Source organism: Mumia sp. ZJ430, from assembly GCF_011751845.1.
Lineage (GTDB): Bacteria > Actinomycetota > Actinomycetes > Propionibacteriales > Nocardioidaceae > Mumia.
This window is the reverse complement of sequence record NZ_JAAHFK010000001.1, coordinates 508779-528166: the sequence shown is the minus strand read 5'-3', so window position 1 is coordinate 528166 and position 19388 is coordinate 508779. Positions and strand designations below refer to the sequence as shown.

The window sequence follows — 19388 nt, the reverse complement described above, 5'->3', positions numbered from 1 at the left end:
GCCTCCGCTCCACCATCGGTCGCGACGCTCGCCGCATGAACGAGCCGATCACCACGATGCGCCGGCCACGGGTCGTCGCGCACCGGGGCGCCAGCGCAGTTGCGCCGGAGAACACGCTCGCCGCGGTCGCCGCAGCGGTCACGAAGGGCGCCGATGCCGTCGAGGTCGACGTGCAGTCCACACGCGACGGGGTGCCCGTCATCGTCCACGACGCGACGCTCGCGCGCACCACCGACGTCGCCCGACACCTCCCGCGCCGCGCGAACGACCCCGTCCCGTCCTTGACCTACGACGAGGTCCGGCGCCTGGACGCCGGATCCTGGTTCGGGCCCGCGCACGCCGGCGAACCCGTGCCCACCCTGGAGCAGGTCCTCGACACCCTGCGGGCGAGCGGGGTGGGGCTGCTCCTCGAGATCAAGAACCCCGGCTCGCAGCCCCACCTCGTCGCCCAGGTCGCCGAGGTGCTGCGCTGCTTCTCGCCCGGTGTCGCGGTGACGGTGCAGAGTTTCGATGCCGAGGCACTCCGGGCGTTCGGGCGGCTGATGCCCACCGTGCCGCGCGGCCTGCTCGTCCGCCACACCCCGCGCAACCCCGCGCTCGAGGCGTGGGTGTCGGCGGTGAACCCGTGGCACGGCGCGGTCACCTCCGCATACGTGCGCCGCGCCCAGCTCGCCGGGCTCGAGACGTACGTGTGGACCGCGAACTCCCGCGCCGCGATCCGCCGCGCGGCCGACGCCGGCGTCGAGGGGATCATCACCGACCGTCCCAGCCGCGCGCTCGCCGTCCTTCGCCGCGCCGCCCAGGTCGAGGCGTCCGCGTGAGGGGCCAGGCCGTGGCGTCAGACCCCGGCGCCGAGCCCCGCGTCGCGTGCCGCCGCCACCGCACCGGCGCGATCGCGCACGCCGAGCTTCGTGAGCAGGTGGGAGACGTGGTTGCGCACCGTCTTCTCGCTGAGCGTCAGCGCCCGCGCGATCGCTGCGTTGCCCATGCCGCGCGCGACGAGGTCGAGCACCTCGAGCTCGCGGTCGGTCAGCTCGGGGAACGGCCTCGGACCACCTGAGGCCCCGCCCGGGGTGGACGCCACGTACGACAGGGCACGCTCGGCGACACCTTGGCCCATGATGAGGTCGCCGAGCGCCACCGAGCGTACGGCCCTCTCGAGCTGCTCGGGCGCCGCCGACTTCAGCAGATAGCCCCGCGCGCCCGCACGCATCGCGGCCAGGACGGAGACGTCGTCCTCGTGCATGGTGACGACGAGGATCTTGAGGTCCGGGTATGTCGCGAGGAGCTCGCGGGTGAGCACGACGCCCGACTCCCCGGCGAGATCGAGGTCCATGAGGACGACATCGACCTCGGCGTCGATCACCTCGCGTGCCTGCGCCGGCCCGTCGGCCTGCCCGACGAGGTCGAGCCCGTCGAGCGAGCGGAGCAGCCCGGCCATCCCCATCCGGAACACCGGGTGGTCGTCGACGACCACGACGCGGATCGGTGTGCTCATGCGACACCTCCGGCCGTCACCCCGGCGGGCTCCAGCGGGATCAGCGCGCTCACCCGCGTGCCGCGCGTCCCATGGGTGCCGACGACGACCTCGCCGCCGAGCTCGCTGGCCCGCTCGACCATCGCACGGAGGCCAACGCCTTCGCGTGCTCCGGGCGCGAGGCCGGCCCCGTCGTCGGTGCACTCGACGCGAAGCACCCCGTGGTCGACCTCGACGGTGACCGCGCAGGTGTCCACCCCGCTGTGCTTGGTCGCGTTGGTCACCGACTCGCTCACGATCGCGTACGCGGCGGCGGCCACTGGGGCAGCGAGCGCGGGCAACGGCGCACACCGCAGTCGTACGCGCATGCCGGTCTGCTCCCAGCGCGCCGCCAGCTCCTGCAGCGCCGCCGCGAGCCCGAGCTGCTCGATCGCCGGCGGGAGGAGGCTGTGGGAGAGCGTACGGACGTCGGCGATGCGCTGGTCGAGCTCGCCGCTGAGGCTGTCGAGCAGCGACTCGGCGAGGTCTGGATCCGGGCGGACCGCGTTGCGGACACCCTGCATGCCGAGCCGCAGCCCCGCGAGCCACGGGCCGAGCCCGTCGTGGAGCTCGCGGCGGATGACTTTGCGCTCTTGGAGCCGCGCGTTGGTGAGCCGCTCACGCGCCGCATCGGCCTCGCGTAGCGCGAGGGTCAGCGCGAGGCCCGCGGCGAGGAGGTCGCTGAGGTCCTCGACGGCCTTGACCGTACGGGCTCCGAGCCACTCCCCAGGGGGAGCGGTCACAACCAGGACCCCGATCTCCTGACCGCGGTGGACCACCGGGAGCTCGAGCACGTTGGACGACGGGACCCCGTACGAGGCCACCGTCGCGCCACCGCTCGTCAGCGCCACCGACTGCAGCCGCATCGACGAGGCGAGCTGCGCGACCAGCACGTCGAGCAGTGCACGCTCGTCGTCGCTGGCGAAGCCCGCGCCCATCGCGCTCACCGCGCGGTGCGGCTCCAGCGCCTCGCCGTAGACGAGCGAGCCGACCCGGCGGCCCGCCCACTGGCGCAGGAACGGCGCCGCCAGCACGACCACGACCGCGGCCGCGACCTGACTGGTCTGGGTGTCACCGACCGCCTCCTGCACGCCGAGCACCGCGACGACGTACGCGCCGACGAGCAGCACGGCGAGGATGCCGGCGACCAGCGCGCGGCTCACCGCGAGGTCGATGCCCCACAGCTGCTGGCGCAGGACCACGACGAGGATCGCGCCCGAGAACAGCACCTGGCACACCAGGTGCAGGACGGCCATCGTCCACGGCGGGATCGCGTACCAGAGCAGCGGCACGAACGAGAGCGCCATCACCGCGACGCCGAGGGTGAGCCAGCCGAGCGCGACCCGGTCGCGGACGACGGGCTCATGCCGGGCCCGCCAGGCGACCGCTGCGGCGGTGATCAGTCCGAGGACGACCACCACGCCGAGCAGCACCCGCGGGTCGGACATCGGGAACACCATCCGCTCCACCGTCAGCGCCAGGGTGGTGACGACACCTAGCGCGAGGCCGACCCGCGACCACGGCCCGAGCGCGCGGTCGCGCATCAGCCACGGCACGACGATGAAGAGCGCGATCGTGCCCGGGACCCACGCCCAGCTGAACCACGACTCGACGGCACTGACCTGAGGCCACCCCCACACCGCCTCCGCGCCACGGTAGGCGCCACCGAAGGCCGCCATGCCGCCACCGATCGCGGCCACCGCCAAGAGCCAGGCGACCGGGTGCTGCCGCCGCGTCAGCAGCACCCCCGCGACCGCTCCGTACACGAGCGCGACGCTGGCGTCGACGAAGAGGAACAGCGAGTCTGCCCCGATCCTCGGGGTGGTGAGCGCATAGACGACGATCGCGCTGATGCCGAGCATCCACGCCGCGAGGACCACCACGCGGGCGGTCCGCGGGGCACCGTCTGCGGGTGTCGGAGCGGGGTCCGGCAGGGCGGCGGGCGCCACGAGATCGCTCATGATCTCCCGACGATAGGGGAACGAGCCCACCCCCGTTGCTGCTTTACGCGAGCTCGTTCCCCCGTGCTGCCCCGCCGTCCAGGTCATGCTGCGGCGTTCCGGTACGCCTTGTCGCCGACGGTGAACCCGATCGCGGTGACGAGCAGCCAGATCGGCCCGAGGAAGCCGGCCATGTACTGGAGCGGCGAGATGCCGAGCAGGAGCGTGAGCCCACCGAGGGTCAGGCCGACGATGCCGATCCAGCGCGGGGCGGCCTTGTGCTTGAGCGCGGCGATCGCGAGCACGACGCCCGTGAGTCCGGCGCCGACCCACAGCCACGGGATCGTCGCGATCCAGTGGTTGTAGAACGCGATGGTCTCCGGCACGTCCTTCTCGACGACGTCTGCGGCGAAGAGGAACTCGGTGTCCAGACCGGATCCGAGCAGGTTCGCGACGGCGGTCAGGCCGATGCCCGCGGCGGCGACGCCCCCGAGGAGGCTCCCGACCGGCAGCGTGGCGTTGAGCCGACGGGCCAGGCCGAGCGCGAAGACGACGAGCGCGATCATGCCGGTCACCATCGCGACGTGCATGACGATCAGCTGCGCCTGGGCCTCGCGGAGACGACCCGCGATCGCGGTGGGATCGGAGTAGTCGAGGTCCGGGTCCCACAGCCCGAGCGAAACCACGATCGTCACGAGGCCGAGGAGGGCCGCGATGATGCCAGTGACCGCCCAGCCCCGCGTACGGGCCGGCGCCGCGACGTGCTCGGCTCGTGCCGGCGGGTCGGCGAGGAAGACCTCGCCCATCGATGTCGGATCCTTCATGTCAGTGCCCTTCTGGTCGTTGATGACCAGAGCACTGTCGCCGTCCTGACGTCCCGGGCCCCAGAGGCCGGTGTCCCGACCTGTCGGGAGATCGGTCAGGACTCGGGCAGCTGCTTGCGCTGCTCCTTGCGGTCGCGCTTCTCGAGCTTCTCGCGCTCCTTGCCGAGGTACTTGTCACGGCTGAACGTCTTGTCGATCGCGTCGGCGAACGTCACCGCGGCCACGATCAGCGGCCACGGGAAGTGCGGGTTCCACCCGCCGGCCAGGCTGATCGCACCCCAGATGCCGACGCAGATCAGCGTGATCGTGACGGCCTCGACCCACGCGTCGCGGCGCTTGCGCTCGTACGCGGCGACGGCGCGCCGCTCGAGGTCGCCCGCGGGCGCACGGCGTACGGGAGGAGCGGCCGCACCGCTGGTCGGGACGAGATCCTGCAGCAGCGGCAGGAACTCGCCGTACGTCCGGACCCGTACGGCGGCGTCGCTGCGCTCGTCGTACTCCAGACGATCGAGCCGCCCGTCCGAGAACGCCTCGCCCAGCACGTCCGCGAGCACGGCGCGGTCGGCGTCGCCGGCGCGCAGCGCTGTCGCGGACGGGTCACGAGGATCGCGGGTGAACCGGGTCCAGACCTGGGACGGATCGAGCGAACTCACCGTCCGATCGTTCCACACTCCCGGTCAGGCACTGCTCCCCGTGCTCGGTGGCACGTTCTTGTTGAGGCAGAACACGTTGCCCGGGTCGTACCGGTCCTTCACCGCGATGAGCCGGTCGAAGTTGTCGCGATAGCTCTCCCGCACCCGGTCGGGCCCCTCGTCGTCCTGCAGCATGTTGACGTACGCGCCGCCGGCGGAGTGCGGGTGGAGCGCGTCGTGGTAGCCGCGGGTCCACGTCCGAACCTCCTCGAACCCCTCCGGCGAGGGGTCGACGCCCACGATCACCTGGGCATACTTCGCCTGCCGGTGGCTGAAGGCGGTGTCGTGACGTCCGACCCTGCCGGCAGCGCCGTTGATCGGATACAGGTGCATCGACGACTTCGGCGTCGGGAGGGTGGGCCCGTGCGTGACGTGCACGTCGATCGCGTCGTCACCGAGGTCGTCGACGAAGTCAGCGCGCCAGTACCACTGGTCACCCGAGGGATAGAGCGCGTCGAACGCGCTCTGCAGCGCGGGGTACGGCATCGGGCCGACCCCGTCCATCACGGGCCCCATGGCCCGGAAGGGTGCGAGCGCCTTCTCGACGCGGTCGGCCGGTGCGTTGATGCACCACACCAGGGCCGCGACGACCTGCCCCTGGAGCGCAGCCGGGAACGGGTCGACGGCCGGTACGGTCACGAACCCGAACCAGCAGGTGACGTCGTCAGGTGCGTCCTCGAGGTAGTCGTCCCACGCCCGCATCACCTCGGCCACGCGGTCGAGCGAGAAGAACATCGGCCCGCCGACGATGTCGCCGACGGGGTGGGCACGGAACGTGAAGGAAGTGACCGCACCGAAGTTGCCGCCACCTCCGCGCAGCGCCCAGAACAGGTCGGGGTGCCGGTCGGCGTCGGCGGTCACGAAGGTTCCGTCGGCGAGGACGACGTCGGCGGACAGGAGGCTGTCGATCGTGAGTCCGAACTCACGGGCCAGGTAGCCGATCCCGCCGCCGAGCGTGAGTCCGCCGACGCCCGTGGTGGAGATGATCCCGCTGGGCACGGCGAGGCCGAAGGGGTGCGTCGCGTGATCGACGTCGCCCCAGGTGGCCCCGCCCTCGACGCGGACGACCCGTTCGGACGGATCCACGTGGACCGCGCGCATCCGCGACAGATCGACGACGAAGGCGTCGTCGCCTACGCCGAGCCCGCCGGCGTTGTGCCCGCCTCCCCGTACGGCGACGGGAAGGCCGAGCTCGCGTGCGGTCTGGACGGCGGCGATGACGTCGGCCACGTCCGTGGCGCGCGCGATCAGGCGCGGGTGGCGGTCGATGCTCCCGTTGTAGACGGCGCGGGCGTCGTCGTACGCGGCGTCCCCGGGCTCGATGAGCTCGCCCCGGAACCCGGGGACGTCGATCCGTTCGCTGTGCTGTGGTGCGGTGGTAGTGGTCATGGAGACGACGCTAGGAAGATCGGCGGGCGGCGGCGTCGGGGCGGACCACCTACGTTTGCCGCCCGGTCCCCCCACGTTCGTGGTCGGCGACGCCCAGGAGACGGCCCTGTTCGGCCGCCTCGCGCCGGCTCGCCACGCCGAGCTTGGCCAGGACGGCACTGACGTGGTGCTCCACCGTCTTGGGCGACACGACGAGTCTTTCGGCGATCACGGAGTTGGACGCCCCGGCGACGAGGAGCGACAGGACCTCGAGCTGGCGGTCGGTGAGCCCTGACGGGTTGCTCCGGGTGCTCGCCCGCCTGCCTCGCGGCGCCGAGGCGACCCCGAGGTCGCGCAGCCGGGTCCGAGCGACCCGCAGTCCGGTGACGGCACCGAGCCGGTCCAGCACGGACGCCGCATCGCGGACCGCGTCGACGTCGTCGGAGGCCAGGACCGCGAGCGCAGCCGAGTAGGGCTCTCCCAGCTCCTTCCACGCCCGCGCGGCTCCCCGCAGGTCGCCGTCGATCTCGAGCCGGAACGGCGTCGCGCACTCCTCAGGAGCGCGCTCGAGGAGGCCGGAGCGGAAGCGCCAGACGGCGAGCTCGCCCACGTCCCACGGCGTCCCGACCTCGAGGGCGAGCGGGTACGTCGTCGCGGTCGCCTCGTCGACCCGCTGGTGGTCTCCAGCCAGCCACGCCGCTTCCGCACGGGCGCACGCGATCGGCCGCAGCCGCTGGAGCTCCGCCGAGGTGGTCGCACGGGCCCAGGCGCGGTCCAGAAGCGCCTCCGCCTGCGGCTCGCCGCGCCGGATGGCGAGCAGCGCCTCCGCCTCGAGCGAGGGCACCAGTGCGGTCTCGACACGGGCGACGTCGGCGTCGGCGTCGTCCCACGCACCGGTGGCCAGATCGACCAGCGCGCGCATCGCGTACAGGTAGTCCGAGAAGTTGGAGAGCTCGTTCGTCCGGGCGACCACGAGGGCCTCGTCGATGATCGCGCTCGCCCGGGCGTACAGCCGCTCGTCCTTCAGGTTCCAGGCGACGTTCACCAGCGCCCGGCAGGTCTCCTCGTACATCCCGAGCTCGGCGGCGTCGCGGGCCGCCTGCCGGAGCATGTCGATCCCACCCTCGAGGTCGACGCGACCGAGCGTCGTGCCGATGTTGATCCGCGCGGTGGCCACGACCTCGCGGTCGTCGTGCGCGGACCCGATCGCGAGCGCGCGCTCGCCGTACGCGATGGCGTCCTCGTCCCGCTGGGCCAGCATCGCGAGCTGGGAGAGGTTGTTGAGGGCTTTGGTGTGCTCGCGGGAGTCGGGCAGGCCGTCGAGCACGTCCATCGCCTCGCGACCCGCCCGTTCGGCTCCCGGCCGGTCTCCGGCCCACCAACGGATCCGCGAGAGCCACCGCAGGGTGTCCGACGAGCGGAGCGGGTCACCGAGCTTCTCCCGTACGCGGGCGGCCTCCTCGCGCGCGCTGACCGCGTGCTCGGCCCGACCGGCAGTATAGGCCTCGAACGAGAGCAGGTCGAGCGCGTCGGCGCGGGCCCGCGGAGGAAGGAGGTGTCCGTGCTCCAGGGCGCGGGCGAGCAGCTCCACGGACTCCCGGTGGGACCGGGCGCGCGCGGCTCGCTGGCCCGCCGCGAGCCCGTGACGCAGGACCGCGTCCGCGTCGCCGGCGATCCAGGCGTGGTGCGCGAGCCGGGCGTCGGAGGCGCCACGCGCGGCCAGCTCGTGCAGCACGAGGCGGTTGAGGTCGCGGCGGCGCTGGCCGGCCAGCTCCGCCTCGACGGCCCACCGTGCGAGCTCGTGCTGGTAGCGCACGGAGGCGCCGTCGACGACCAGGAGACCGTGGCGCTCGCCGTCGGCGACGTCGGCGCGGTCCCCGAGGCAGGCCTCGACCAGCCACCCCTCCGTCCGACCTGGGACGACGCTGACCAGCTCAGCGGAAGCGCGGCCGGCCTCCGAGAGGCGGGCGAACCGGCCGAGGACGGCGTCGCGGACGCTGGCAGGGACGCGGCCCGTCCCGCCCGAGACCACCTCGGTGACGAAGAACGGATTCCCGCCGGTGAGGGCGTGCACCGCGCCGGCGTCGGACTGCGCCCCCGTCAGCTGTCCGACGGCCTCCACCGTCAGCGGCGCGAGGACGACGCGGTGCGCGCGCGACGAAGGGATCGCCGCCAGGGATCGACGCAGCGGATGGTCCGCCGCGACCTCGTCGTCGCGGAACGTGAGCAGCAGGAGCAGCGGGAGCTCCTCGATCCGACGCGCGAGGACGGTGATGACGTCGAGCGTCGCCTCGTCGGCCCAGTGCACGTCTTCGAGCACGCACACGGTCGGTTCCTCGCGCGCCGCCGCGAGGACGGCGGTGGGGGCGTCGGCGCCGACGGCCAGCGCGTCGGCGAGGTCGGGCTCCGCCTCGGCGAGCTCCAGGACCGCACCGAGCGGGCGGGGGACGACCAGGTCGTCGGACGAGCCGACGAGCAGGCGGACGTCACGCCGCGGCGTACGAGCGGGGGCCGTGCCGGATGCCTTACGCGCGGGGTCGACCGTCTCGGCGAGGAACCACCGCACCAGGCTGGTCTTGCCGATGCCGGCCTCGCCCTGGACGAGGACAACGCTCCCGTGCCCGTGCCGCAGATCCTCGTACGCCGTCTGCAGCTCGGCCAAGGCGCTGCCGCGCTCCAGCAGTCGCATCGACCCAGTCTCGCTCAGGCCGAGCGCCGCGCCCTAGAAGTTTGCGGCCCGCACCGGCAGGACGAACCGATATGCCTCGTACGCCGGGCCGTCCGCGCCGAACCAGCGCACCTCGTACGACCCGAGCGGAGACCAGCCCCGGCGCTCGTACAGCCTGCGGGCCGCCTCGTTGTGGGCGACGACCTCGAGCGCGAGCCCGAGGCTGCGGCCCCCGGCGTACGTCTCGACAGTGTCGAGCAGTGCGGCGGCCGCGCCCGTCCCGCGCGACCGGGGCGCGACGAAGAACCGGGACAACGTGACGGCGTCGACGCCCGGCCCGCCCAGCGCCGTACGGGACACCGCATCGGCGCCGGTCGTCAGCGCCGCCTGGCCCACGACCTCGTCGTCGACCTCCGCGACCCACGCCGGGCCGTCCGGCTCGGTCAGCCAGCCGGGCTCGACGTGGGTGCCGACGATCGGATATCGGTCGTGCTCGTGGACCTCCGCGAGGACGGCGACCAGGGTCGGGACGTCCTCGGGACGCCGCTCGCGGACGAGGGGTGCCACGTCAGCGGGCAGCGATGAGCTCGGCGATCTGGATGGTGTTGAGCGCCGCGCCCTTGCGGAGGTTGTCGTTGCTCACGAAGAGCACGAGCCCGCGGTTGCCGTCGACGCTGGAGTCCTGGCGGATCCGGCCGACCAGGCTCGGGTCGGCACCGGCGGCCTGCAGCGGCGTCGGCACGTCGACCAGCTGCACCCCGGGAGCGGACGCGAGGATCTCGCGGGCGCGGTCGGGCGTGATCGCGTTTGCGAACTCGACGTTGAGCGAGAGCGAGTGGCCCGTGAACACCGGGACGCGCACGCAGGTGCCGGAGACGCGCAGCTCGGGGAGGCCGAGGATCTTGCGCGACTCGTTGCGGAGCTTTTGCTCCTCGTCGGTCTCGAACGAGCCGTCGTCGACGATCGAGCCCGCCATCGGGAGCACGTTGAAGGCGATCGGGGCGACGTACTTCTGGGGCTCAGGGAAGTCGACCGCGCCACCGTCGTGCGTGAGGGCGCGAGCGCCGGCGACGACCTTCTCGGCCTGGGTCGCGAGCTCCTCAACGCCGTCGAGGCCGGAGCCCGAGACCGCCTGGTAGGTGCTGGCGACGACACGGACGAGACCCGCCTCGTCGTGCAGCGGCTTGAGCACCGGCATCGCGGCCATCGTCGTGCAATTGGGGTTGGCGATGATGCCCTTGACGGCGTTCGCGATGTCACCCGGGTTGACCTCGGAGACGACCAGCGGGACCTCGGGGTCCTTGCGCCATGCGGACGAGTTGTCGATCACCGTGACGCCTGCCGCGGCGAAACGCGGCGCCTGGACGCGCGACATCGTGGCTCCGGCGGAGAACACCGCGACGTCCAGGCCCGTCGGGTCGGCGGTCGCCGCGTCCTCGACGACGACGTCACGCCCCGCGAAGCGCAGCGTCTTGCCGGCCGAGCGCGGGGAGGCGAAGAAGCGGATCTCGGCGATCGGGAAGGCACGCTCCTCCAGGAGCGTGCGCATGACGGCGCCGACCTGTCCGGTCGCGCCGACGACGCCGATCTTCAGCCCGTTGGCCATGGTGTCTCTCCTTGTTGCGTTCGGTCAGCGGCCGGTGCCGCCGTAGATGACGGCCTCGACCTCGTCGGAGTCCAGGTCGAACGCGTGGTGCGCAGCACTCACCGCATCATCGATCTGCTGCTCGTTGACGACAACCGAGATTCTGATCTCGGAGGTCGAGATCATCTCGATGTTGACGCCAGCGTCGGCGATCGCCTTGAAGAACTTCGCGGAGATGCCGGGGTTGGTGCGCATCCCGGCTCCGACGAGCGAGATCTTGCCGACGCCGTCGTCGTACTGCAGCTGGGCGTAGCCGACCTCGTCCTTGAGCCGCGCCAGCGCCGTCATCGCCGTCTGCCCGTCGGCACGCGGGAGCGTGAACGAGATGTCGGTCAGACCGGTCGAGGCCGCGGAGACGTTCTGGACGATCATGTCCAGGTTGATCTGGGCGTCGGCGAGCGTCTCGAAGATGCGGGCGGCCTCGCCGACCTTGTCGGGGACCCCGACCACGGTGATCTTGGCCTCGCTGCGGTCGTGCGCAACGCCGGAGATGATTGCTTGCTCCATCACGGGGGCCTCCCCCTCACCTTCATTCAGCAGTTCGTTGATCCGCTCCGCGCTCAGCACCCAGGTGCCCTCCTTGGTGGAGAACGACGAGCGGACGTGGATCGGCATGTTGTTGCGCCGCGCGTACTCGACACAGCGCAGGTGAAGGACCTTAGCGCCGTTGGCCGCCATCTCAAGCGTCTCTTCGTACGAGATGACGGGGATGCGGCGTGCGGTCGGGACGATCCGAGGGTCGGCGGTGAAGATCCCGTCGACGTCGGTGTAGATCTCGCAGACCTCGGCCTCGAGGGCGGCCGCGAGCGCGACGGCGGTCGTGTCGGACCCGCCGCGGCCGAGCGTGGTGATGTCCTTGCTCTCGTGAGAGACACCCTGGAAGCCGGCGACGATCGCGACGGCGTCCTCCTCGATCGCCTTGCGGATGCGACCCGGTGTGACGTCGATGATCTTGGCCTTGCCGTGGCTCGAGTCGGTGATCACGCCGGCCTGTGAGCCCGTGAACGACTGTGCCTGCTGGCCGAGGTTGCCGATCGCCATCGCGAGGAGCGCCATGGCGATCCGCTCGCCGGAGGTCAGGAGCATGTCGAGCTCGCGGCCGTCCGGCAGCGGTGAGACCTCGTGGGCGAGGTCGAGGAGCTCGTCCGTCGTGTCACCCATGGCGGACACGACCACGACGACGTCGTGGCCGGCCTTCTTGGTGGCGACGATGCGCTGCGCGACGCGCTTGATGCTGGCGGCGTCGGACACCGACGAGCCGCCGTACTTCTGGACGACAATGCCCACGGAGGTTCCTCGTATGGCTCGGTTGCAGGTGGCAGGACGCCACGCTGCGCCCAGATCAGTCTAACGGCGCGCCCCACAGCACCCGGGCGCGTCTCGGGTTGCGGGCCGATCGCCGAGGAAGGCAACGATGCTCACCGGTACGGCTTACACCGCGATGGTCCCCGTCCGCGACGTCGAGCGCGCGAGGGACTTCTACGAGAACACGCTGGGCCTGACGGGCCGTGGCGCGACGATGGACGGCGGGCATCCACGCGTTCACGGCGTAGCCTCACCGCCCGCACGGGCGATCGCTGCGGCCATGCCGTCGAGGAGGAGCTCCAGGCCAAAGTCGTAGCTCGCCCCGACCATCTCCTCATAACCTGGCTCACCGGCCGCAGGCATCGTCGGCGTGATCGCGGCCAGGCGGGCGAGGTGGGGATAGACCGCAGGGTCGGCGAGGAGGCCGATCACGTTCTCGAAGGCGACGACCGGCTTGCCCTCTGCACGCCTCCGCGCGGCCGCCGTCGCCTCCTCGTACGCCATCCGCGCCTCGGCCAGCGTGTATGCGCTGATCGCGCCGATCGCCTGGAGCTTGTCCACGTCGCTGAGCGGGGTGTCGGTCAGCGCATCGAGCCCGCGCTCGATCCAGGTGAAGGCGCTCGGCCCCATCGGCGGGTTGCTGATCGGCATCTGCGCGAGCCACGGGTGGGCCGTGAGCATGTCGCGCTGAAGGCTCGCCCACGAGCGCATCCGCTCGCGCCAGGTGTCGCCGGTGATCTCGACCACCTGGGCGACCGAGGCACTCTCGTTCCACATCAAGGAGAGCAGCTCCTCCTTGTTGGCGACGTGCCTGTAGAGCGCCATCGTCGAGAAGCCGAGCTGCTTGGCGACGCGCGCCATCGACACGGCCTCGAGCCCGTCCGCGTCGGCGATCTCGACAGCGGCGGCAACGATGGCGCTCGCGTCGAGCTCCGGGCGAGGCCCGCGGCGGCCGCTGGATCGACGTCCCCACAGCAAGGCGAGCTCGTCGGGGAGCTGCACCTCGTCCTCGGCCATGCCACCTCCTCGTCCTTCCTGTCCTCGGTGCAGCCACGATAGAGCCTTGCGCCAATCTGCGTATGCCGTATACGGTTTAGCGTATGACATACACAGTCGAGGTCGCCGACCTCACGAAGAGCTACGGATCCACCGAGGTCCTGCGCGGGGTCGACCTCGCGATCGCCCCCGGCACCGTGCACGGGCTCCTCGGCGCGAACGGCGCTGGCAAGACGACGCTGGTGCGCATCCTGGCGACGTTGATCGGGTACGACGGCGGCACCGCACGCGTCGCCGGCCACGACGTCTCCCGCGAGCCCTACTCCGTACGGGGCGCGATCAGCCTCACCGGTCAGTACGCGGCGGTCGACGAGGTGCTCACGGCGCGCGAGAACCTCACGATGGTGGCCCGACTGCGGCGCCTGTCCCGCATCGAGAGCGCCGCCCGCACCGACGAGCTCCTCGCCCGCTTCGACCTGGGCACGATCGCCGATCGCCGGGCCACGACGTACTCCGGCGGCCAGCGACGCCGCCTCGACCTCGCGATGAGCATGGTCGTCCCCCCGACACTGCTGTTCCTCGACGAGCCGACGACCGGCCTCGACCCACGCAGCCGCGACCAGGTCTGGGCGACCGTACGCGAGCTCGCCGACACCGGTGTCACGGTGCTCCTCACCACGCAGTACCTGGAGGAGGCCGACCAGCTCGCGGACCGCATCTCCGTCCTCGACGGGGGCCTGATCGTCGCGGAAGGCACGCCCGAGGAGCTCAAGACGCAGGTCGCCGGCGAGGTCGTCCGCCTGTCCTACGGCGACGGGGCCCGGTACGAGGCCGCGCGCGCCGCACTCCGTACGACCGAGGTCACCGCCGATCCCGTGCTCCTCACCCTCGACGTCCCCAGCAACGGCACCCCCGACTCCCTGCGAGTGCTGCTCGACACGCTCGCAGCCGCGGACGCGTTGCCCCATCGGGTCGGCATGCACGCACCGAGCCTCGACGACGTCTTCCTCACCCTCACCGCACCGACCCTGGAGGCCCACCGATGAGCACCACCACGACCGCCACGAGGGCCCGGGTCGCCGACACCGTCCTCGACTCGCGCGTGATGATCCGGCGCGGGCTGACCCGCTCGATGCGTGACCCCGAGGCGTTCTTCACCGCGCTCACGCTGCCGGTGGCGCTGATGCTGCTGTTCGTCTACGTGTTCGGGGGTGCGATGTCGACCGGCGGCTCGTACGTGGACTACGTGGTGCCGGGGATCATCCTGCTGTGCGCCGGCTTCGGGGCCGGGACGACAGCGGTGGCGGTCGCGGACGACATGACGAACGGCATCGTCGACCGGTTCCGCTCGATGCCGATCGCCGCGGGGTCCGTGGTCGTCGGCCACGTCGTGGCCAGCGTCGCCCGCAACGCGATCGCGACCACGCTCGTCATCGCCGTCGCGCTGCTGATCGGCTGGCGACCGAGCGCGGGCCCTCTCGAGTGGTTCGCCGCGATCGGCATCCTGGCCGCCTTCGTTCTCGCGATCTCGTGGCTCGCGGCGACGGTCGGTCTGCTCGCGCGCAGCAAGGATGCCGCCAACGCCTTCACGATGGTGCTCGCGTTCCTCCCCTACGTCAGCACCGCGTTCGTCCCGGCCGACACGCTGCCGGCGGCGCTGCGCGGGTTTGCTGAGCACCAGCCGATGACCCCGATCATCGAGACGCTGCGCGGACTGTGGATGGGCACCGAGATCGGCGACCAGGCATGGTGGGCGCTCGGCTGGTGCACGCTGATCCTCGTGGCGTCGACGGTGGCATCAGCGCGCCTCTTCCGCCGCCGCACCTCCTAACCGGGTCGGTTTCCACGGCCCCCGGGTCGGTTTCCACGGCCCCCGGGTCGGTTTCCACGGCCCCCGGGTCACCTTCCGCGGCCTGCTGTGGACCGATCGTCGGCGAGGAGCTGCTCGGTCAGCTCCTCGACCAGCTCCTCGACCTCGGGCTCGGGCCCCCACTCGTCGATGTAGTGCTGCAGACGCGCCCGCTCGTGCGCACGGATCCGCTCGGCCGCGGCATGGCCGTCCGGTGTCGCCGTGACCGTGTCGCCGACGACGCTGACCAGACCGTGCGAGGCCAGCGACTCCGCGACGCGGCGTACGGTCTCGGGCGGGGCGTCGGCCCGCTGCGCCATGGTCGCGATCGACCGTGGCCCCTTGAGCGACGCGCGTGTGACCATCCAGCACTCCTCCGGCTCCAGCGCGAGATCGAGGTCGCGCACGAGGATCTCGTATGCCCGCAACGGGTCCTGCCGCCCGACCCGGCGCCACAGGATGAGGCGCAACTCCTCCAGCGACGTCCGCCCCGAGGGCAGCGCGAACGACTCGCCCGTGGCCTCACCGGCGCCCGTACGTCCAGTGGACCGCCGCAGCCGGACCTCCGGGATGAACCACGTCAGGGCGAACGCGATCAGCGCGATCGGGACCGCTGCGAGGAACACGACGTGGATGGCGTTCGCGTACCCGTCGAGGAACCACGACTGCACCTCCGGCGGGCACCGCCTGATCGCGAGCGCGGACTCCTTCAGCGCATCACCGCTGCAGGCGCCGGTCGCCGTCGACGGGGTGTCCCGCGCGAGTGCGTTGCCCAGCGAGCTGGTGAGGACGGCGCCGAACGCGGCGACTCCGACCGAGCTGCCGATCGTACGGAAGAACGTCGCACCGGACGTGGCGGTGCCGAGGTCCCGGTATTCCACGGCGTTCTGGACGGCGAGCACGAGGACCTGCATCACCATGCCGAGACCCAGGCCGAGCACGAACATGCTCGCCGAGGACTGCAGCGTCGAGGTCTCGCGATCCATGAGCGAGAGGAGGTAGAGGCCGACGGCGGTGACCGCCGTCCCGACGATCGGGAAGACCTTGTAGCGACCCGTGTGCGAGATCAGCTGCCCGCTGCCGATCGAGGTCAGGAGCAGACCCAGCATCATCGGCAGCATCTCCAGCCCCGACTCGGTCGGGGTAGAGCCCTTGATCTGCTGGAGGTAGAGCGGCAGGTAGGTGATCGCGCCGAACATCGCGAAGCCGATGACGAACCCGACGCCCGAGGTCGTCGTGAAGACCCGGTTCGCGAAGAGCCGCAGCGGCAGCACCGGCTCCGGCGCGCGCTGCTCGACGAAGACGAACGCGACGAGGGCGACCACCGCGAGCACCACGCAGCCCCACACCTCCGGCGAGTTCCATCCCCACGTCGATCCGCCGAGGCTGGTGACCAGGACGATGGCGGTCGCGACCGTCCCGATCAGGACGATGCCGGCGTAATCGATGTGCGCGTCGCGGTCCGGGCGGATGCGCGGCAGGACAGCGGTCACGACCACCAGGGCGACCGCGCCGAGCGGGAGGTTGATGTAGAAGACCCACTCCCACGACAGGTTGTCGACGAAGAATCCACCGAGCAGCGGCCCCGCCACGCTGGCTACCCCGAACACCGCCCCGAAGGCGCCTTGGTAGCGGCCACGCTCCCGTGGCGAGACGACGTCGCCGATGATCGCCTGCGACAGGACCATCAGCCCGCCGCCGCCGACACCCTGCAAGGCGCGCCACGCGACGAGCTGGCCCATCGTCTGCGACGTCCCGGCGAGCGCCGAGCCCGCCAGGAAGATCAGGATGCAGATGATGAACAGGCTCTTGCGTCCGTACAGGTCGCCGAGCTTGCCCCACAGCATCGTGGTGACGGTGGAGGCGAGCATGTACGCGGTGACGACCCACGAAAGGTGCTCGCCACCACCGAGGTCCTGCACGATCGTCGGCAACGCCGTCGACACGATGGTCTGGTCCAGCGCGGCGAGGAGCATCGCGAGCATCAGCCCGCCGAAGATCGTCCAGACCCGCGCCGACGGAAGGCTGTCGACATCCGCCGTCTCCGCCTCACGCTCCGCCATCGCACCCCCCGGTCCGCTCTACGGGCGATTGTCGGTCAGGGTGGGACAGGGCGCGCGTCGGAGCGTCGCGCGGTCGTACGGCTTAAGGCTTGCCGCGGCGGCCGCGCAGCGCCCAGCCGATCGCGATCCCGACGACGAGCACGAGTGCCAGCGTGAACCACAGCGGCGAGGTCCACTCGAGGAACAGGAAGCTGATCGTGGTGTCGTCGCGGTTCTGGAACACGAACACGATCGCCACCACCAGCAGCACGAGCGGGAGCCAGCGCTGCTTGAGGAACGTGAGCGCCTTCGCGCCGATTCCGTCGCGGGCCGGAGGCGGGGTCGTGGTCATGCTCGGCAGCGTACCGGCGTGACTTGCGACTGCGCGCGCAGTGACGCGCGGGCGTCAGGTGAGGCGGGACCAGAGGAACCGGTACGCCAGCGCCGACATGTGCGCCGCCTGCGCGTTGTTGGCTGCGCCGCCGTGACCGCCCTCGATGTTCTCGTAGTAGGTCACGTCCTTGCCCGCCTCGAGCATCTTCGCCGCCATCTTGCGCGCGTGCCCCGGGTGCACCCGGTCGTCGCGGGTCGAGGTCGTGAAGAGCACCGGCGGGTACGGCCGATCGGCGTCGAACAGGTGGTACGGCGAGAACGTCGCGAGGAACTCCCAGTCGCCCGAGTCGGGGTCGCCGTACTCCGCGATCCACGACGCGCCCGCGAGCAGCAGGTGGTAGCGCTGCATGTCGAGCAGCGGGACCTGGATGACGACGGCGCCGAACAGCTCGGGGTACTGCGTGAGCATGTTGCCGGTGAGCAGCCCGCCGTTCGAGCCGCCCATCGCTCCGAGGTGCTCCGGCGAGGTGATCTTGCGCTCGACGAGGTCGCGCGCCACCGCCGCGAAGTCCTCGTACGCGCGGTGCCGTTGGTCGCGCAGCGCCGCCTGGTGCCAGGTCGGACCGTACTCACCGCCGCCGCGGATGTTCGCCACGACGTACACGCCTCCGTCGGACAGCCAGGCGCGCCCGAGCCCGCCGGAGTACGCAGGCGTCAGCGAGATCTCGAACCCGCCGTAGCCGTAGAGCAGCGTCGGCGCCGTGCCGTCGTACGCGAGGTCGTCGGGGCGGACCACGAAGTACGGAACGCGCGTCCCGTCGGCTGAGGCCGCGAAGTGCTGCTCGACGACGAGGCCGTCGGCGTCGAAGTACGACGGCATCGACTTCAGCGGGACCGGCTTCGCGTTGACGCCGCGCGGCCCGAGATCGAGCAGGCTGAGCGTGGTCGGCGTCAGGTAGTCGGTCGTGTAGAGCCACACCGCGTCGTCGGCGTCGGCGTCGACCGGCCCGACCTGCAGCGTCCCGAGCTCGGGCACGTGACGCGCGTCGACGCGGTCCCACTCGCCGCCGGGCGCGGCCGGAGGCGTCAGGATCTCGAGTCGGCTGCGGACGTCGGTCATCACCTCGAGCACGAGGCGGTTCGCCGTGAACGCGTAGCCCGCCAGCGCGCTCGTCGGTGTCGGTTCGTACAGCACGGTGAAGTCGCGGGCGCCGTCAAGGAACGCCGCGAAGCTGATCGCGAGCAGCGACCCCGCCTCGTACGACCGCCCACCGACCTCCCAGTCGTCGCGCAGCTCGACGAGCATCTGGTCACGCTTCACGCTGGTCTCGGACGAGTCGGGGACGTCGAGCTTGGTGAGGGTCGAGCCTGTCCCTCCGCCGGTCGAGCCTGTCGAGACCAGGTATCGCTCCGACGTGTAGAACGACGTCGCGCGGACCACCCAGTCGCGCTCGAACCCCGGAGTCCGGTCGTGGAACGCACCGATCGACAGGTCCTCGTGAGCGCCCTCGAAGACGATCTCCGACTCCGTGAGCGGCTCGCCGCGTCGCCACCGGCGGGCGATGCGCGGGTAGCCGGACTCCGTCATCGAGCCCGGACCCGTGTCGGTCTCGACGAAGACCGTGTCTTCGTCGATCCAGCTCACGTCGCCCTTGGCCTCGGGCCGCACGAAGCCGTCGGCGACCCACTCGCGCGTGTCCAGGTCGTACTCGCGCGTGACGTCGGCGTCGGACCCGCCGCGCGACAGTGAGATCAGCGCGCGGGTGAACGCGAGCGGACCCGTACGAAGGACCGCCGCGCCGTGCCAGACCCAGTTCTCGTCCTCGGCGCCGGCGAGCGCGTCGAGGTCGAGCAGGACGTCCCACTCCGGGTCGTCGGTGCGGTACGACGCCAAGGTCGTACGCCGCCAGACGCCTCGTACGTGCTGCGCGTCGCGCCAGAAGTTGTAGTACCAGTCCCCGGCCTTGGCGATCGGCGGGATCTTGGCGTCCGAGTCCAGCACCTCGCGGATCTGCGCCTCGGTCGCACGGAACTCCTCGCTCGACTCCATCGCGGTCGCCGTCTCGGCGTTGCGGGCGCGAACCCAGTCGAGCGCCTGGTCGCCGTCAACATCCTCGAGCCACAGGTACGGGTCGGTCTGCGTCATGCGTCGAGCCTAGGCGCACGCCGCTTGGGGTACCCCAGCAGAGCCGCACCGACCCGACTGTGCA

Annotated in this window: 16 protein-coding genes; 3 read left to right on the top strand and 13 right to left on the bottom strand. The window is 71.5% G+C overall.

The annotated features are described in order from the left end of the window. Positions 1-35: 35 nt before the first annotated feature. A complete protein-coding gene (locus tag HCT63_RS02540) occupies positions 36-821 on the top strand; it encodes a glycerophosphodiester phosphodiesterase family protein (RefSeq protein WP_167001186.1) in 786 nt (261 codons plus the stop codon). 17 nt (positions 822-838) lie between these two features. Here HCT63_RS02540 and HCT63_RS02535 read toward each other — a convergent pair whose 3' ends face one another. From HCT63_RS02535 to HCT63_RS02490, 10 genes are all read right to left on the bottom strand, one after another. Beyond that, positions 839-1498 carry a response regulator transcription factor gene (locus HCT63_RS02535; RefSeq protein ID WP_167001184.1) on the bottom strand — a complete coding sequence of 220 codons (660 nt, stop codon included), beginning with the start codon at positions 1496-1498 and terminating at the stop codon, positions 839-841. After that, positions 1495-3477 (bottom strand): histidine kinase, encoded by a 1983-nt coding sequence (locus tag HCT63_RS02530; protein ID WP_167001182.1) that lies wholly within the window; start codon positions 3475-3477, stop codon positions 1495-1497. The genes HCT63_RS02535 and HCT63_RS02530 overlap by 4 nt, the downstream gene beginning before the upstream one ends. An 83-nt stretch (positions 3478-3560) precedes the next feature. After that, positions 3561-4280 (bottom strand): hypothetical protein, encoded by a 720-nt coding sequence (locus HCT63_RS02525; RefSeq protein WP_208322231.1) that lies wholly within the window; start codon positions 4278-4280, stop codon positions 3561-3563. Between the two features lie 95 nt (positions 4281-4375). Then, positions 4376-4933, bottom strand: a complete 558-nt coding sequence (locus HCT63_RS02520) for a DUF1707 domain-containing protein (protein ID WP_167001180.1) — start codon at positions 4931-4933, stop codon at positions 4376-4378. Between the two features lie 24 nt (positions 4934-4957). After that, on the bottom strand, positions 4958-6361 hold the full coding sequence (locus HCT63_RS02515) for an FAD-binding oxidoreductase (RefSeq protein ID WP_167001178.1): 1404 nt from the start codon (positions 6359-6361) through the stop codon (positions 4958-4960). A 49-nt stretch (positions 6362-6410) separates the two neighbouring features. Next, a complete protein-coding gene (locus HCT63_RS02510) occupies positions 6411-9029 on the bottom strand; it encodes a LuxR family transcriptional regulator (protein ID WP_167001176.1) in 2619 nt (872 codons plus the stop codon). Positions 9030-9062: 33 nt separating this feature from the next. Further along, entirely contained in the window at positions 9063-9575 is a 513-nt protein-coding gene (locus HCT63_RS02505) for a GNAT family N-acetyltransferase (protein ID WP_208322230.1), read from the bottom strand. A gap of 1 nt (position 9576) precedes the next feature. Continuing rightward, the gene (locus HCT63_RS02500) at positions 9577-10614 is read right to left on the bottom strand and encodes an aspartate-semialdehyde dehydrogenase (RefSeq protein WP_167001174.1); all 1038 of its coding nucleotides are present in this window, start codon (positions 10612-10614) and stop codon (positions 9577-9579) included. Between the two features lie 24 nt (positions 10615-10638). Continuing rightward, entirely contained in the window at positions 10639-11940 is a 1302-nt protein-coding gene (locus HCT63_RS02495) for an aspartate kinase (RefSeq protein WP_167001172.1), read from the bottom strand. 255 nt (positions 11941-12195) lie between these two features. After that, positions 12196-12975, bottom strand: coding sequence for a TetR/AcrR family transcriptional regulator (locus HCT63_RS02490; protein ID WP_167001171.1), 780 nt, complete (start codon positions 12973-12975; stop codon positions 12196-12198). An 83-nt stretch (positions 12976-13058) separates the two neighbouring features. Between HCT63_RS02490 and HCT63_RS02485 the strand changes: the two genes are divergently transcribed. Next, entirely contained in the window at positions 13059-14000 is a 942-nt protein-coding gene (locus HCT63_RS02485; protein WP_167001169.1) for an ATP-binding cassette domain-containing protein, read from the top strand. Then, positions 13997-14785, top strand: a complete 789-nt coding sequence (locus tag HCT63_RS02480) for an ABC transporter permease (protein ID WP_243842854.1) — start codon at positions 13997-13999, stop codon at positions 14783-14785. Before HCT63_RS02485 ends, HCT63_RS02480 begins: the two co-directional genes overlap by 4 nt. A 68-nt stretch (positions 14786-14853) precedes the next feature. Here the strand turns inward: HCT63_RS02480 and HCT63_RS02475 are convergent, their stop codons facing one another. The 3 genes from HCT63_RS02475 to HCT63_RS02465 form a co-directional block, all read right to left on the bottom strand. Beyond that, entirely contained in the window at positions 14854-16866 is a 2013-nt protein-coding gene (locus HCT63_RS02475; protein ID WP_167001167.1) for an MDR family MFS transporter, read from the bottom strand. A gap of 82 nt (positions 16867-16948) precedes the next feature. Next, complete coding sequence (locus HCT63_RS02470; protein ID WP_208322229.1) at positions 16949-17197, bottom strand: LapA family protein; 249 nt, start codon at positions 17195-17197, stop codon at positions 16949-16951. A gap of 54 nt (positions 17198-17251) precedes the next feature. After that, entirely contained in the window at positions 17252-19324 is a 2073-nt protein-coding gene (locus tag HCT63_RS02465; RefSeq protein ID WP_167001165.1) for a prolyl oligopeptidase family serine peptidase, read from the bottom strand. Between the last annotated feature and the right edge of the window lie 64 nt (positions 19325-19388).

Bases quoted from the DNA above. Each gene is read 5' to 3' on its own strand.
- HCT63_RS02490 (WP_167001171.1), bottom strand. From the start codon at position 12,975: ATGGCCGAGGACGAGGTGCAGCTCCCCGACGAGCTCGCCTTGCTGTGG.
- HCT63_RS02535 (WP_167001184.1), bottom strand. From the start codon at position 1,498: ATGAGCACACCGATCCGCGTCGTGGTCGTCGACGACCACCCGGTGTTC.
- HCT63_RS02530 (WP_167001182.1), bottom strand. From the start codon at position 3,477: ATGAGCGATCTCGTGGCGCCCGCCGCCCTGCCGGACCCCGCTCCGACA.
- HCT63_RS02465 (WP_167001165.1), bottom strand. From the start codon at position 19,324: ATGACGCAGACCGACCCGTACCTGTGGCTCGAGGATGTTGACGGCGAC.
- HCT63_RS02540 (WP_167001186.1), top strand. From the start codon at position 36: ATGAACGAGCCGATCACCACGATGCGCCGGCCACGGGTCGTCGCGCAC.
- HCT63_RS02470 (WP_208322229.1), bottom strand. From the start codon at position 17,197: ATGACCACGACCCCGCCTCCGGCCCGCGACGGAATCGGCGCGAAGGCG.
- HCT63_RS02485 (WP_167001169.1), top strand. From the start codon at position 13,059: ATGACATACACAGTCGAGGTCGCCGACCTCACGAAGAGCTACGGATCC.
- HCT63_RS02480 (WP_243842854.1), top strand. From the start codon at position 13,997: ATGAGCACCACCACGACCGCCACGAGGGCCCGGGTCGCCGACACCGTC.
- HCT63_RS02515 (WP_167001178.1), bottom strand. From the start codon at position 6,361: ATGACCACTACCACCGCACCACAGCACAGCGAACGGATCGACGTCCCC.
- HCT63_RS02510 (WP_167001176.1), bottom strand. From the start codon at position 9,029: ATGCGACTGCTGGAGCGCGGCAGCGCCTTGGCCGAGCTGCAGACGGCG.
- HCT63_RS02500 (WP_167001174.1), bottom strand. From the start codon at position 10,614: ATGGCCAACGGGCTGAAGATCGGCGTCGTCGGCGCGACCGGACAGGTC.
- HCT63_RS02475 (WP_167001167.1), bottom strand. From the start codon at position 16,866: ATGGCGGAGCGTGAGGCGGAGACGGCGGATGTCGACAGCCTTCCGTCG.
- HCT63_RS02525 (WP_208322231.1), bottom strand. From the start codon at position 4,280: ATGAAGGATCCGACATCGATGGGCGAGGTCTTCCTCGCCGACCCGCCG.